We start from the raw sequence: 13,798 nt of genomic DNA, 5'->3' as shown, positions 1-13,798 counted from the left end.
GTGTCCACCTCTTTTTAAGTGGACACCACATGCCAAAGCTCAATCAATTGCAGAAGGTGCGGAGAAATTCGCGCTTACGAAACTCCCGTCCTTCATCCATGGAACGTCGATCACAGATCAGGCGACGGCGGACAATATGGGGGCAGAACACCGGTTACACTCCGTCGCTGTTCTTCTTCGAAATACGCAACATTCTTGCCATGTCCGAGCGTCGCGGTCGGATTGCTGCCGGAGGTGCGCTCGTCGACATGGAGCGGGTTCGCCGGCTGCCGCTTGATGATGCCGGCCTTGGCGCAGACAGCTACGTTTTGCTGCTGTCCGCCAACCACGGCCTGAGCGCCTATGATGCCGCTTATCTGGAGCTCGCCCTCAATCGCGACACTCCGCTTGCCACGCTTGATCGCAAACTGGCCGCCGCTGCCCGCAAGGAAGGCCTGACGGTGCTTGGACCGTTTTCCGATGGCAGCTAAACGCCCATCCGGCGATCGCCACGGTCCTGCCGCTGGAGCGCCGCGACAAGCGAAACGCTTCGCTGCCACAGCATCACGAAAAGATGGCCCAAATCATCGCAATCAATAAAAAGGAGACGGTTGCAATCATGACAGGGCGAAAAATATAAAATCTTTGCCAGTTTGTGAGGTTCAGATCATAAATCTGGATTCTGGTGTCGATTTTGAGACGATCCAATCTGCTATCGAGAGAGAAATTCCAAGCATTCGATCTGTAAAATTGGTACTCGAGAAACTGTACCATGGCTTGATGGATTAAAAGGCCTGTCACCGCTGCAACAGTCGCGAATACAGCTGCGAACTCGAGAAAAATCATGTCATCTCCAGACAAAGGTTAATTTTTCCTAATCGGAATCGCGTTTTTGGCTGTCTTTTGGTTCACATGAAATTTCATCCGACGTCGTCAATATTTCTTGAGTTAAGTCTAATAATTTCGGTCGGATTTAGGATTTATGCTATCGTACAAGATATCCGATCACATCAATCGGGCTGCTGCTGGCATTTGATGGGGGTTACGTACCATCGCCTATGTATACGTCCGGAGAGCCCGTTTGCGCAGTTCCTCCACAGTCGATGGCATCGCCGATACGGCCAGCAGGCTTGCCATTGATGTATACGGTTGACGAGCCGGCAGCTAAAGCGCGCGAATGGGAGGGCTGGGGGCAAGATGGACATCCGTGCGCTACGTAAGCATCTCCAACCCGCATTACCGAGCGATTATTGGCAAACACATTGGAGCTACCACCGGTCGCTTGCGTTGCAGGGAAGTGGCATGAGTGCGCAGAGCCGATGTCTGCTTGCCGGTGAGCACTAGGCATTTATTCATCACTCTTCAGTTGGAACAGAAGCTTCAAGTACGGAGCTCCAAGATCTGTCGTACCAATGGGCCAAGCAAGGATCGGTCGCGTTCATCGAACTCTGGAGCAGTTGCTGCTGGCCGCGATGCCACGACGAGAGCGATCGCAAAATCATCCCAACCTGCACGCAACAATGCAGACAGGCTCGCGCTAGGTATGGCAGCTGGATTAATCATCAAAGCCGCGAAATCGCCACCGATCTCAGGGCTGATTTTCCAGTCAATAATTTTCGCACGTTCAACAATTTCGCCGAGATTGACCGTGCTCCCGCACCATGAAAGCGCACTACATCCAAGTGGCGTCCAACCTTGACCATCGCATAACTGACGCCAGCGTTCGGCCGGAAAGCCGGAGAGATTCGACAACACCGCGTGTTGAGATGCTATGGCGCGCAAAGCTATCTCAGGGTTCGACGCAGGATTATTCAAAAAATCCAGATAAGTATTTCTCCACTGTCTCTCGGACGAGTGAAGTTCCAACCATATACCGACCGGATTCGAGCCGTCCGAAAATGTGATAGGAGTTGATAGCATGTTCTACCGCCCCTCATAGAAGATGTGCTGCTTATCAAAATCCACCCAAGGAAGAAATGGGTTGGTCTCGGGCGCTCGTTGACCTGCGTAAAACTCTTGGGTCATTTCCACGGAACGTTGCAGAGCATAATTCTTGTCCGGAAATCCGTAATGTTCTGGCCGTTTCTGCATATCGTCCGTAATACCGTTAATGATTTTGTCCTGTTTTTCTACGATTTCCATGCGTTTGTAATAGCTGTATTCCTCTGATTTCAACTCCCGGAAATACGGATGAACATTGTAGGCTTGGAATGGATATTCTTCCTTTCTGGATTGGTAGAGCTCAGTCCAGAGTGAGTACCACTTCTTAACTCGCCAGAATCCCATCATTGAACCAAGAGACGCTCCGATAAGGGTTTCGCCACCTTTGATATTCAGGGCGGTAGCGCCTTTAAAGAGATTACGTGCGTCTGCTATATAGTACGTTCCGGTGCCAATCGCCGCATCGACGGAAGCACCAGAGACCCAACCAAATGTGTAATCCAAATCCATCAGTGAAAACGGCTTAAGAGCGCTCATCCCATTATGCTGAGCGGACAACGACCGATAGATTTTCTCTGCTGAGTCAAACTCATCGCCCGCCCTCGGAATTTCCGATAGATCTTTATAATCTTTCACTTTCTCGAGACGCTCGAGTTGCTCTGATGCACCGCCCGAGGGTCCAATCCGGTTTGATTGCCCCCCTCCCCTTTCAACCTTCTTCGCTGCTTTCGACATCCCGTAGCCGGCAGTAATCCCTGCACCGTAGAACGTTGCCACACAGGCACAAAGATTCTCTCTTCCGAACAGCAGAAATGTGTGTGCGCCGAGGATTAATGACGCTCCGCTATCGTATCCGATCAGCCAAGACTGGGATTTGGTGCTGTACAACCCGGCCCATGCATTCGGATTTTTCAGGTCGTTGCCATAGGGGAACAAATCATCGCTCATCGGCTGTCTTGGTCTTTTTGAAATGGAACATAAGGGACGAATGGCTTTTTAGGATCGAAGTTACTTTGTCCAGGATATAGGAGGCAGTACAATTTACTCTCATAAGCGACTGCCAGCGGGTAGCAGGTGTCTTCCTTTGTCATTCCTCCGGAATTACACTTTTGAAGACCTTTAAGGATGTCGGTGGATTGGCATCTTTTACTGGGGCATTCGTGCTCGACGATGCGGTGATGACCTTTAGAGTAGAAAATAGTGGTTTTGCTATACTCTCCAAGCGGCTTGATCGCTTCTGATAGCGCTTGATAGGAGCGATCTACCTCTTTCATTTCTCCCATGTTGAAAGTCGACGGGCTGTCCGATGTGAAGTCGAATTTTGCCGCGTCAACTTCGCAGGTCAAGGCGTGGGATATCGAAGAAGTTAGTGTGAGTGACACACATGTCGCCGCGAGGAGTTTGAAAGCCGAGTATGTCAATTTAGGTCGATCCTTCCACCATTGATGACAACTCGCTGCTCTCCGTTGATTTCGGCTTCATCGAAATCAAGGAACAATTTGCTGCCACTGATTACGACAGTGCCATCCTCATGCATCAATATATTAGACTTCCCGCATGTCAGATGGAGCTCGCCCCCGCTATGGACTGTTGTACTATTCTGTGCGGTAAATGACATCGTGTCATTACTCATCAAATTTACGCGCGTCCCCGCGTTGACGCTGTATGACTTACCAACATTGGTCGCCATTCCAACACCGACGTTGACGCCATTGAATATTCCAACACTTTCGGTTTTGTTCTTCTCTACGATAAGCGACAGGTTGCCCTCGCCGGGATTGAGCAGCCCAGGAAAGCCGAGATTTTTGGCAACATCACCGATGCCGGATACAAGGGAAGTCAAGAGCGAGTTCACGACGCGCCCGATTCCACTTGGACCAACGGTAACCATCATATTACCACCGACAACCTCGTGATGGTTGTTTCGAACCTCGATCGATTTGTTGTGTCCAATGGATTGAACCCAATTGTTGTCGATCTGCTCAGTGTGATTGTTCCGGATCTTTTCATTTCGATCCTTCTGGCCATGGATGTAGATTTCTTCCCTGCCCTTGTCATCCTCAAAGCTCAATTCATTGAACCCGACACCTTTATGGGTATTGGTCCGGAACGTGCTCTTCGTCTTGTTCGCCGGAAGCTCATATGGCACCTGTTGCATCGCATTTGGCACCACCCCCGTCACCAGCGGCCGGTCGGGGTCACCGTCCACATAGGCGATCATCACTTCCATGCCGATGCGCGGGATAACCTGACCGCCCCAGGTAGAGCCGGCCCAGTTTTGCGCTACACGTACCCAGCAGGTATCCGATCCGTCCTTCTTCGCCTTGCGGTCCCATGGAAACCACACCTTGATGCGGCCATACTGGTCCGGATGGATCTCTTCGCCCTCGGGACCGGCAACGATCGCCACCTGCGTGCCTTCGATGCGCGGGCGTTTGGTTTCCCGGTGTGGCGTCATCGGCACGCGAGAGGGAACTGCTTCGAACTCGTTGCGATATTCTGGTTCGTTGCTGTTGGTCTCGTAGGAGCGATCCACCACCGTCTGGATCGACTTGATGATCACATGCTCTTCGTAGGCGTGATCGGGATGCGCGACCTCATAGGGCGTAAAACGACGACCGGTCTCGATGATGCGGCTGGTGGAGGCGCCGAACACGCGGTCATGGTCGGCTTCCGATGCTTGGGCACGCAGTTTTTGCGCACGTTCGGCTTCCGCCACCGATGAGATGCGGGCCGGGTATTCGTAAAGCTCGCGTTTCGTGGCATCCGGCATCTGCACCAGAGACGGTGTCATCGTGCCCGGCACCATGCGCGGGGTCTCAAAATTCCAGTCGGCGCCGGCGCGCTGGCCCGGCACGTAGGAGAAACGGCGCGCCCATTCGTTGATATGGTTGCGGTCGGACGAGCCTTGGGCGAGGCGCACTCTCTTTTCGCCCTGCGCCGACGCTGACGGTCCGAGCCAGCCATTGGCCGTATCGGCGACGTGGAGTTTGTGTTCCCCGTCTTCGTGGCTGAACCAGTAGAACAGGCCGTCTTCTTCAAAACGGCGGCAGAGATAGTCGAGGTCTCGTTCGTTGAACTGAACCGAATAATGCTGTTTTGGCGGAGCTGTGATCACACCCGATGTATCGGGGGCCGGAATGCCGTGTTCGGAAAACAGGATTTCGGCGATCTCGATCGAGGTCTTGTCCATCCAGATGCGGCAGTCGGAACGGCGGGTCAGCAGCCACATCTGCGGACGCAGCACCATCGCATAGGAGCGCAGGCCGCGGGTGATCGGCGGACCTTCGTTGAGTTCGGTGACGAGACCGTTGAACGGGCGGCGGATGGCCGGCACGTCTTCGCCATCACCCTGCTGCACTTCGACCGAAACATCGAGCAGACGGCCGATCAGCTCTTCCGGCTTGATCTGCTCCTTCTTGGTGCGGGCGACGAGGCGGATCTCGAACAGCGAGGAAATGCCTTCCTCGATCGTCACGCGCTCGGGCAGGAGCTGGTCTTCACCGAGCGGGGAATTGATTTTCAGGATGCGGCTCGCCTGGATGAAATCGGCGGCGGAAGATGCATTGTCCATAAGTGGCTCCGGCAATCTGAAAACCAAGAAAAGCACAACGGGAACCAGAAAGCGGACACCGGTGATGCCAAAAAATGCACGTCTTGATCGCGGCGAAAACTAGAGCCGCGATCCGTCAGGTCAACCCTGAATGGGCAGGGGTTTGCAGATAGGGGGAATTTACGGGACCCAGCGGTTGCATAAGCTGCCGCGGAAAGCGGGCATTGTCTGTTGCAAAAATCGATGAGACCGGCATCTTTGGTGCCGCGCTTCGATCGAACGGAATTCGGCTTGGGGTGCGGCATGAGGCAAGGCAGACAGGCGGGCGAACAGTTGGCTAGGAAAAAAGACGACAAGGAAGTTATCGCTCCGCCTGCAGACGATGCCGACACCTATGCGCTCAATCGCGAAAAGCCGAACGAACGGCGAGGCGGCGGCTGGACGGTCGCGCTGCGTCGCCGTGGAAAGAAGATCGTGCGGCTGTTCAAGGACAGTATCTACGGATCGTCCGAAGCGGCTTACGCCCAGGCACGTGCCTATCGCGATGCCATCATCACCGCCCTGCCCCCCCCGACCAATCTCGAGCAGGCGGTGAAAATCCGCAAGAACAACAAGAGTGGCATCTCAGGTGTCCGTCGGGTCGAGACAGAAGAGGGTGACGTCTGGCAGGCGACGCTGATGACCAGTGAAGGGCAGAAGCGTGAGAGTTTCTCCATCGGCCGGCTGGGCGAGGAAGCTGCGAAGTCAATGGCGATCGCGCAGCGCATGCGCTGGCTGAAGGCGTTGCCGGTCAAGCACCTCGCTTATGCCCATCATGCCGAAGAGATCACACGCCAGAACTTTGATCACCAATTGGATGTCGTTGCCGATGTCGCACCGCAGGTGCAGATGAGCGAGGAGGAGGTCGTTTCTCGCATCGCTGCGATCAATGCTCGTTTTGATGCCTACCGCCCTCCCCGGCTGAAGGTTCGCGTCAAAAGCTACGGTCGTGGGCTATTGGCGGTGGCTGTCTCTGATGGCGGTTCGCCGGCCAAGCGGAAATTGGTCACGCTTAACACGGTGAAGCTGATGCATGGCGGAGCATTAGCCGCTGCCGCCACAATCAGAGACGTCATCGAACAGTTCTACAGCCCCGGTGTAGCTCATTGGTTTGCCACTGAGCACGGCAATGCGCTGCTCGCGCCGAAGAGCTTTGATCCAGTGATCGGGTTCAACGTCACCGTATGGGTTCCGGAGAAGCTTCTCCATCAAGCCTGAAGCGGCTGCCTCAATCAACGCCCTATCGTCAAACCTTTGCCGAGCCTCCGCGTCAAATCATACCGGCGCGACAGTTCCTGCTGGTGAGTATGATCGGCTATGCGTGCCACTTTGACGATCCGCCCGATGCGGTCGACAAGATTCTGATCCAGACGCTCTGTATTCCTGATCAGATCCCGCGGATCGGAACTGCCAAACCGCTGCCGCAGCGCCGATGTGATCGTTTCCGCTTCGTTCAGCGCCTGCCTCCCCTCCGGCGCGTCCATGATTTTCGCGAGAAACACGTTCTTTTCCTCGTGCGGCTTGGCCTCGAGCTCGCTGAGGATGCGTTGGCTACGAGGCGTCAGCCCCGGTACCTCGATCACATCCTGCTTTTCCCGTTTCCAGGTTTCACTCTCCCTCTCTCGATCAAGATGCCGTGCCCAGGCCTCGACGGCAAATCCAACGTGAGCACCAAGCGCGATGGCCGCATGGCGAGCCTCCTTGCGCTGGCCGTCGTCACCGAACATGCCGGTCTTCCCGAGGAGTGGCCCGAACTGTTCCGGCATTTCCGCCGTGGCACGGCCGAGCAACTGGATATCGCCCCCCTGCCCGATGATCATCGACTTCAGGACGGCGGACACGACGGCCGGATCGGCGTAGACCTTGCCGGCCATCTGCCGCACCGTTTCCATCTTTCGGTCCAAGTGCGTAATAGCCTTCGCCTGAGCAACCTCCTCGATGGTCTTGGCGTAATGCGTAACCGCCGGCACCAGCGGCTCGACCTTCTCGACGCTCGCCTTTGTCTCCTGCCGACTGGTCGGATCAAGCCGCACATCGATCTCGCTGCGGATGATGCCTTCCAGCAGACCGCGCCGGTCGGCAAACGCCTTGGTGTAATCGAGCGTCGTTTCCTTGGCGCCCGAGCGGCCAAGGCTGGCGCCAAGCGCTTTCATATCCTTCAGCTCATCCTGGCCAGCATAGAGGCGGACCTCGTCGCGATGGCGGCTCATGGCAACGTAGGTCAGATGCCGGTCCATGGTGGCCGATGCCATGACGAATGCCCTGTCGACGGTGGCGCCTTGGGATTTGTGGATGGTGGTCGCATATCCGTGGTCAAAGGCCTGGTAACTTTTGACCGGTAGGGTGACGTCACGGGTCCTGTTCAGCCCGTTGCCGTCGAGCCGCATCTGTATTGCGTCTGGCTCGACGGCCAGGACCGTCCCCAGCATGCCATTCTTCACGCCAAGATCGCGATTGTTCTCCAGAAGAACGATACGGTCACCGGGCGCGAATGAACGCTCGCCGTCATTGGTCTGGTAGGCGCGCTCTGACCCTAGCTTGTTATCCAGCCCCCACTGCCCATCCTCTCCACGCGCCAGCTTCCCCTTCTCCTGCAGCGCCTGGCGGATGTCGGCATTGATTGCTCTGACATCGATACGACGATGCGCCAATGCGATGCGAGAACCGGACGGACGCTGATCGAGATCGGCGAGATAGTCGACTACGAGATCTACGCGCGCTGCATCCCTATCGACAAGGAAACGCACGTCGCCGCGCTCGGCATATTTTGCCAGCCCGTCTCCCGTCCGATGAGTGGCAAATGCGGTTGATGCCTCTCGTTGCCACTCCTGTTTCTGTCGCCGGATTTCTGACAGCTCGACTGCGCCAACCTGCTCGACGATTGCCCGGAATGGCGAACCGGCGCCGATCGCCTGTAATTGTTCATGATCGCCGACCAGAACGAGCTTGGCACCCTTCGCCTGCACCTCGCCGACGAACATCGCCAACTGCCGGCTGCTCACCATACCGGCCTCATCGATGACAAAAATATCCTGCGTGCCAAGCTCGCCCCAGTCCCGCTGCCAGCCGTAATCCCATGAGGCCAATGTCCGTGAGGCAATGCCGGACGATTCTTCCAAGCCCTCGGCCGCCTTGCCGGCCAGTGCCGCACCGTGGACGCGATATCCCTGACGCTCCCAGGCATCACGCGCTGCTGCCAGCATGGTGGATTTACCGGCACCGGCAAAGCCGACGACGGCCGCGATCTGCTCCGGCCCGGTGATGTGCGCGATCGCGGCACGCTGCTCCTGGCTCAGGCCGGCACTGGCGACTTGGAGATCGCGATCCTGTTCGGACATGCGCCCATCGTTCACGCTCTGTTGAAGCGACGTGACAACGCTCGCCTTGATTGCATCATCCTGTACGCCCAGAGCAGCCGCGACGTTTTCGACGTTGACGCCATGGCGTTGTGCACCCCCCATCTCAGATGCGCGCGACGCCATGGTGTGTTCGATCTCCACCATCTCCTTTGTCGAATAGCGCGCCAGTTCGCCATAGTGTTCCGGTCGCAGCTCGACCAGTGCAGGCGACGCCATGACGGCTGCAAAGGCATTCTGGAATTCCTGACCATCGTCGATGTAACGATGCAGCGTACGGGCCACGTCGTGCCGATCGAACACGCTCTTTTCGCCGGTGATCAGTGTCAGCGCCTGCTCCGGCTTTTCCCGGATCAGTGCCGCGTTCTTCTTTGCCGCCGCTGCCTCGTTGCGGGCGCGCGATACGCCAAGCCCGCGCCGGTCCATCTGTGAGGCATGCACGCCCATATGCTCGGTCGGTTCGATCTCGAGGCCGCGCTCCTGGTGCGAGCGATGATCGACACGGATATCGAGGCCAGCCCGCGCCATTTCGCGATTGGTATGGTTCTCCCAGGACTGTCTGATATCGCGCAACTGCATATGCGAGGTGGGCTGATTGTTGTTGAGCAGCCACTTGTTCTCACGCTCGATCAAGGTCTTTTCGCCGAGGCCGTCGGCCGTCACCTCCCGCGTCGTCATCATCACATGCGCATGCACATTGCGGATGTCGGTGTCACCGGTCGGGCGGTGAATGGCAAAGTCGACGGCAGCGCCGTAACGGTCAGCGATATCCTGCGCGAAGGCGCGGGTCAGCGCGATCTGCCGCTCTCTCGACAGTTCATGTGGAAGCGCCAGTTCGAATTCGCGGGCAACACGAGCATCCTTGCGTTTTTCCGCCTGCTCCACCGCATTCCACAATGTGGCCCGGTCCTTTGCCCATTCCGCTTCCACCCCTTCCGGAGCCAAGATCTCGCAATGATCGACGCCACGCTTGGCGGTAAAATCATGCACAAGGCCGTCGCGCTCGTTCAACAGGCGGCTGGCGGTGCGGTAGGCGACCGCCGCCACGGCACTGCGGCCGCCGCTGCGCGCCACCGGCTTCATGCTGCAATGGTAAATTGCCATCACTGCCTCCGGACGAGGAAAGAGCGTTTTTTGAGCCTGAGTTGCGCAGCAACTCGTAAGTGCGCCCTTCGAACTCCTTTCGCTTCGCTCTCATCGTTACGGGACTTCCCGCTGCGCGGACACTGTAGGATTCACAGTATTGCGACAAATTCTGAGCGTCGTAGCCTCAGTGCGTACCAAAGGAGGTAAGCATGACCAACTCGGATATTACGACAATGGCGTTGATGATCGACGCTAACACCACGTCGCCAAAAATTGCTCCGGCACTTCTTTCGGAGATCACCCAATACGGAGCGGTCGGTGTTCGGCGCATCTATACCGACTGGACAATTGCAACGCCGAACGGTTGGAAGGAATTCTTTGCGCTCTACGCCATTCAACCTGTGCAGCAGTACGCTGACAGCCCCGGCAGGAATGCCGCCGATGGTGCGTTGATCATCGATGCGATGGACCTGTTGCATACGGGACGCTTCTCCGGCTTCCTCCTCGTATCCAGCGATAACTCCCTCGCCCGACTGGCCCTACGCATCCGACAGCAGGGTGTCATGGTCTACGGCTTTGGCGAGCGACATACGCCCCGCTCATTCATCACCGCTTGCGACCGGTTCGTCTACCTCGACACACGGGAATCATCATCTTCTGAGCCGGAAAGTGTAGAGCCGCAGGACGCAGTCCGCAGTCCGCTTCGCGCGCTAATCGACAAGCGCGTGATGACGAAAATGAAGGAGGTATGCCCGCCCCCCGGCCAGCAGAGGCTGGCAAAACAACGGTGCAGGTTTGACGACCCGGTCTTCGACGAAATCGCGCACGCGGTCTACGCCATTGCCGACCAGGACGGCCGAGCGACACTGGGCGCTGTGGGTACGCAGATCCTCAAGCAGATGCCAGGTTTCGATGTCCGCGACTATGGCTATGCCAAGCTGAGCGATCTTGCGGAGGACTGCTTCTTCCTGGAGGTCGAACGGGTCGGCGACATCATGCAGGCGATCACCGTCAGGCTCGTATCGATCCATTCGGACGTGCCGATACCGGTGGACGATCACGGGAGGCATGAAGATCGTCGGCAAAGTGGCGGCCAATGACCCGCAAGCCTATCCCGCAAAGGATTGCCGAACTCGAAGAGCGGCGGCGGGTGCTGATGACACGCCTGGGCAAACAGGAGCGCGCCCGCGACACGCGACGAAAGATCCTCATCGGCGCTCTTGTTCTCCACCGGCTGGAGAATGCCAGGGATCCGTCCTTTTCGATGCGGTTGCGCGACTGGTTGCGCGCCGAGCTTCCCGGGTTTCTCACCCGGGAAGGCGACAGCCAGCTGTTTGACGACATTCTCGGTTCTGCATCGGCTCAACCGAGCAGCGATCGGGCGGAAGATCGATGAGCTTTTCCCATATCGTCAAGTCGTTGTTGGCCGCGCCATTCTTCGCGCTCATCTGCATCATCATCGGAACGGTGGTTTCCGGGCTGATCCTGCTGATCAATTCTGCCGTCCTGGTCATCGGTGACGTCTCACCAGGACGGATCAGCGAAACGATTGCGTTGGTCGCCCAGTATGTCCCGATGGTCTTTGGCATTCTCGGCGCCCTCTCCGCCTTCATGGCGGACGGGCCAATCCCTGCCGTGTTCGGGACCGCGCGATGGGCGGACAGGAAGGAGAGGAAACAGCTCGCGGCCGGGAACGATGGCCTCCTGATCGGCCGCGATCCACAGACAGGCGAACTCCTCCGTTATGATGGACCGGCGCATTTGCTGACCATGGCTCCGACCCGAACCGGCAAGGGCGTCGGCACCATCATTCCCAATCTGCTGACGGCAAATCGATCGGTGATCTGTATCGACCCCAAGGGCGAGAATGCCAAGGTCACCGGCCGCGCACGGCAGATGTTTGGGCCTGTCTTCTACCTCGATCCGTTCGAGGTCACCGGGCGGCAGGGCTCGGCATTCAATCCGCTTGATGGTTTAAATGCCAGCGGATTGGATGTTGCCGAAGATGTCGGAATGCTGGCCGATGCGCTTGTGGTCGATGATCCCGGCATGTCTGGCGATGCGCATTGGAACGAGGAAGCCAAGGCACTGATTGCCGGCCTGCTGCTCCACATCATCGCGGCCGAGCCACCCAGCGAGCGACATCTCGGCACGCTGCGAAGACACCTGACTTTGGCACCGCAGGCGTTTGCAGGATTGCTGGCCGACATGCAGGTCATGCCGGACTGCAATGGGCTGGTCGCGCGTGCGGCCAACCGGCATTTCGGCAAATCGGACCGCGAGGCCTCCGGCGTGTTGTCGGCTGCCCAAAGGCACACGCATTTCCTCGATAGCCCACGCATGACGGCAGTGATGGCGCGGTCGGATTTTGCGTTCTCGGATCTCAAGCGACGGAACGCATCGGTGTTTCTCGTGCTGCCGCCGGATCGGCTTTCGACCTATTCGCGATGGCTGCGGCTGCTCATCACCCAGAGCCTGACCGACATGGCACGCAATGCCACCACGCCCCGCCAGCCGGTGCTTTATCTTCTCGACGAGTTTGCCGCTCTCGGCCACCTCGCCTCGGTCGAGCGTGCTATGGGCCTGATGGCCGGTTACGGCGTGCAGCTCTGGCCGATCCTGCAGGATATCCATCAGCTACGGGCAGCCTATGGGAAGCGCGCCGGCACGTTTCTATCGAATGCGGCCGTGTGCCAAGTGTTCGGGGTCAATGACGTGGAAACGGCCGAGCTCGTCGGCAAAGCGATCGGCAAGACGGATGCGGTGTATACGACGCAATCCTGGGGCGAAGGAAAGACCTCGACATCGCAGCATATTTCGGCGCGGGATCTGATCAACCCGGATGAGATCATGAGGTTGCCGGGCGATCGGATGATCCTTCTACGGCAAGGGCTACGACCGGTTTGGGCGAAGAAACTGAGATATTTTGAGGACTGCGACTTCAGCGGATTGTTTACGAATATAGCCGGATCGGAGTGACCATTAGCTTGCTCAACTCGGTACACGTTTCTTGTAAATCTTCTATATTCAATGAGTGTTTTGTGCCGTCTGGTGCAACGCAGACTATGACCGCGCTGTTAGCAGTCCATGGGTCGGCGGAAAGCGAATAGATACAGTGAGCGAGAAGATTTCTTACACGAGCCACTTTTTCAATCGGCTTGAGAAGCTCTTCAGCTCGGTCTGGATATGTGCGCCAGTGAACGATCACAGGCCCCTTCATAATCTTCTTTTGAAGACCAGCTCGCTTCAACTGCCCTCGCATCGTGTTTTCAAGAAACGACCAGCCGACCAGCACCTGCCCAATCTCGAACTTCAGGTCTTTCAGCGTCGGATGGGTCAGTTCAGGAGCACTCATGCTGCCGTTCTAGCCGATATTCAGATCCCCGAAAAGTCACCGGCGAAAACCAAGTCCCTCTGCAGAATTGCTAGAGCCTTATCCTAACCCACCCGCGCTAGATCTTGCGCGAAAAGGCTGCAGCTAGCTTCCGCCAGACGTAGGCTTGGAGAACCGCACCCCTGCACCTCCGCCATTCTCCTCTATAAATTCTAATCCAGCCGCCTCAAAAGCTACTCGGATAGCGTCCAAGGTGCCGGCAAATGCAGGTTTACCCGCCTCGATACGGGATACCGTAGTCGCGGTAACATCAGCGTTTTTCGCCAAGTCTCTGACACCCCACCGAAGCGCCGCGCGGGCCATACGAACCTGATCAGACGTTATCAAATTAATACCTTGACTTAATTTTGTTTTGATTCAGACTTCCTCAACTGGCTCACAGCCCGGAATGCGGTCAAGCAGGATGCTGTAACATCCTCGCCTGACCTGACCACACACAAGCTATTGGGA

14 protein-coding genes are annotated in these 13,798 nt (G+C 57.0%); 5 read left to right on the top strand and 9 right to left on the bottom strand.

Translation table 11 applies throughout. From position 1 onward, the window contains the following. Positions 1–29: 29 nt before the first annotated feature. Positions 30–470, top strand: coding sequence for a type II toxin-antitoxin system VapC family toxin (locus GAO09_RS04540; RefSeq protein ID WP_235937932.1), 441 nt, complete (start codon positions 30–32; stop codon positions 468–470). Between the two features lie 73 nt (positions 471–543). Here the strand turns inward: GAO09_RS04540 and GAO09_RS04535 are convergent, their stop codons facing one another. The 6 genes from GAO09_RS04535 to tssI form a co-directional block, all read right to left on the bottom strand. After that, on the bottom strand, positions 544–825 hold the full coding sequence (locus tag GAO09_RS04535; protein ID WP_153352862.1) for a hypothetical protein: 282 nt from the start codon (positions 823–825) through the stop codon (positions 544–546). A 196-nt stretch (positions 826–1,021) separates the two neighbouring features. Continuing rightward, positions 1,022–1,216 carry a PAAR domain-containing protein gene (locus GAO09_RS30430; protein WP_235937931.1) on the bottom strand — a complete coding sequence of 65 codons (195 nt, stop codon included), beginning with the start codon at positions 1,214–1,216 and terminating at the stop codon, positions 1,022–1,024. A 143-nt stretch (positions 1,217–1,359) separates the two neighbouring features. Then, positions 1,360–1,899, bottom strand: coding sequence for a hypothetical protein (locus GAO09_RS04525; RefSeq protein WP_153352860.1), 540 nt, complete (start codon positions 1,897–1,899; stop codon positions 1,360–1,362). A gap of 3 nt (positions 1,900–1,902) precedes the next feature. Then, positions 1,903–2,868 (bottom strand): hypothetical protein, encoded by a 966-nt coding sequence (locus tag GAO09_RS04520; protein ID WP_153352859.1) that lies wholly within the window; start codon positions 2,866–2,868, stop codon positions 1,903–1,905. Next, positions 2,865–3,194, bottom strand: a complete 330-nt coding sequence (locus GAO09_RS04515; RefSeq protein ID WP_153352858.1) for a hypothetical protein — start codon at positions 3,192–3,194, stop codon at positions 2,865–2,867. The genes GAO09_RS04520 and GAO09_RS04515 overlap by 4 nt, the downstream gene beginning before the upstream one ends. A 143-nt stretch (positions 3,195–3,337) precedes the next feature. After that, the gene (gene tssI, locus GAO09_RS04510) at positions 3,338–5,494 is read right to left on the bottom strand and encodes a type VI secretion system tip protein TssI/VgrG (protein WP_153352857.1); all 2,157 of its coding nucleotides are present in this window, start codon (positions 5,492–5,494) and stop codon (positions 3,338–3,340) included. Positions 5,495–5,776: 282 nt separating this feature from the next. Here tssI and GAO09_RS04505 point away from each other — a divergent pair, with 282 nt between their 5' ends. Beyond that, the gene (locus GAO09_RS04505; RefSeq protein ID WP_153352856.1) at positions 5,777–6,730 is read left to right on the top strand and encodes a hypothetical protein; all 954 of its coding nucleotides are present in this window, start codon (positions 5,777–5,779) and stop codon (positions 6,728–6,730) included. Between the two features lie 14 nt (positions 6,731–6,744). Here GAO09_RS04505 and traA read toward each other — a convergent pair whose 3' ends face one another. Next, positions 6,745–9,972, bottom strand: coding sequence for a Ti-type conjugative transfer relaxase TraA (traA, locus tag GAO09_RS04500; RefSeq protein WP_153352855.1), 3,228 nt, complete (start codon positions 9,970–9,972; stop codon positions 6,745–6,747). Positions 9,973–10,163: 191 nt separating this feature from the next. Between traA and GAO09_RS04495 the strand changes: the two genes are divergently transcribed. Genes GAO09_RS04495 through GAO09_RS04485 form a run of 3 tightly spaced genes read left to right on the top strand, consistent with a single transcriptional unit; the run spans position 10,164 to position 12,933 of the window. Continuing rightward, on the top strand, positions 10,164–11,054 hold the full coding sequence (locus tag GAO09_RS04495) for an NYN domain-containing protein (protein ID WP_153352854.1): 891 nt from the start codon (positions 10,164–10,166) through the stop codon (positions 11,052–11,054). Continuing rightward, positions 11,051–11,350 (top strand): mobilization protein, encoded by a 300-nt coding sequence (locus tag GAO09_RS04490; protein WP_153352853.1) that lies wholly within the window; start codon positions 11,051–11,053, stop codon positions 11,348–11,350. The genes GAO09_RS04495 and GAO09_RS04490 overlap by 4 nt, the downstream gene beginning before the upstream one ends. Then, on the top strand, positions 11,347–12,933 hold the full coding sequence (locus GAO09_RS04485) for a type IV secretory system conjugative DNA transfer family protein (RefSeq protein WP_153352852.1): 1,587 nt from the start codon (positions 11,347–11,349) through the stop codon (positions 12,931–12,933). Before GAO09_RS04490 ends, GAO09_RS04485 begins: the two co-directional genes overlap by 4 nt. On the opposite strand, the gene GAO09_RS04480 is transcribed toward GAO09_RS04485, so the two are convergent. Both GAO09_RS04480 and GAO09_RS04475 read right to left on the bottom strand, forming a co-directional pair. Then, positions 12,908–13,309, bottom strand: coding sequence for a hypothetical protein (locus GAO09_RS04480; protein ID WP_153352851.1), 402 nt, complete (start codon positions 13,307–13,309; stop codon positions 12,908–12,910). The genes GAO09_RS04485 and GAO09_RS04480 overlap by 26 nt on opposite strands. 123 nt (positions 13,310–13,432) lie before the next feature. Then, complete coding sequence (locus GAO09_RS04475) at positions 13,433–13,651, bottom strand: helix-turn-helix domain-containing protein (RefSeq protein WP_132276871.1); 219 nt, start codon at positions 13,649–13,651, stop codon at positions 13,433–13,435. Positions 13,652–13,798: the final 147 nt, after the last annotated feature.

This window comes from Endobacterium cereale, from assembly GCF_009617585.1.
GTDB classification, from domain to species: Bacteria; Pseudomonadota; Alphaproteobacteria; order Rhizobiales; family Rhizobiaceae; genus Neorhizobium; species Neorhizobium cereale.
Note: the sequence above shows the minus strand (reverse complement) of the source record. Positions and strands in the feature narration are given on the sequence as shown.

Coding starts and splice junctions, on each gene's coding strand:
- GAO09_RS04515 (WP_153352858.1), bottom strand. CDS start 3,194: ATGAAAGAGGTAGATCGCTCCTATCAAGCGCTATCAGAAGCGATCAAG.
- traA (WP_153352855.1), bottom strand. CDS start 9,972: ATGGCAATTTACCATTGCAGCATGAAGCCGGTGGCGCGCAGCGGCGGC.
- GAO09_RS04505 (WP_153352856.1), top strand. CDS start 5,777: ATGAGGCAAGGCAGACAGGCGGGCGAACAGTTGGCTAGGAAAAAAGAC.
- GAO09_RS04480 (WP_153352851.1), bottom strand. CDS start 13,309: ATGAGTGCTCCTGAACTGACCCATCCGACGCTGAAAGACCTGAAGTTC.
- GAO09_RS04485 (WP_153352852.1), top strand. CDS start 11,347: ATGAGCTTTTCCCATATCGTCAAGTCGTTGTTGGCCGCGCCATTCTTC.
- GAO09_RS04490 (WP_153352853.1), top strand. CDS start 11,051: ATGACCCGCAAGCCTATCCCGCAAAGGATTGCCGAACTCGAAGAGCGG.
- GAO09_RS04495 (WP_153352854.1), top strand. CDS start 10,164: ATGACCAACTCGGATATTACGACAATGGCGTTGATGATCGACGCTAAC.
- GAO09_RS04525 (WP_153352860.1), bottom strand. CDS start 1,899: ATGCTATCAACTCCTATCACATTTTCGGACGGCTCGAATCCGGTCGGT.
- GAO09_RS04520 (WP_153352859.1), bottom strand. CDS start 2,868: ATGAGCGATGATTTGTTCCCCTATGGCAACGACCTGAAAAATCCGAAT.
- GAO09_RS04535 (WP_153352862.1), bottom strand. CDS start 825: ATGATTTTTCTCGAGTTCGCAGCTGTATTCGCGACTGTTGCAGCGGTG.
- GAO09_RS04475 (WP_132276871.1), bottom strand. CDS start 13,651: ATGGCCCGCGCGGCGCTTCGGTGGGGTGTCAGAGACTTGGCGAAAAAC.
- tssI (WP_153352857.1), bottom strand. CDS start 5,494: ATGGACAATGCATCTTCCGCCGCCGATTTCATCCAGGCGAGCCGCATC.
- GAO09_RS04540 (WP_235937932.1), top strand. CDS start 30: ATGCCAAAGCTCAATCAATTGCAGAAGGTGCGGAGAAATTCGCGCTTA.
- GAO09_RS30430 (WP_235937931.1), bottom strand. CDS start 1,216: ATGCGGGTTGGAGATGCTTACGTAGCGCACGGATGTCCATCTTGCCCC.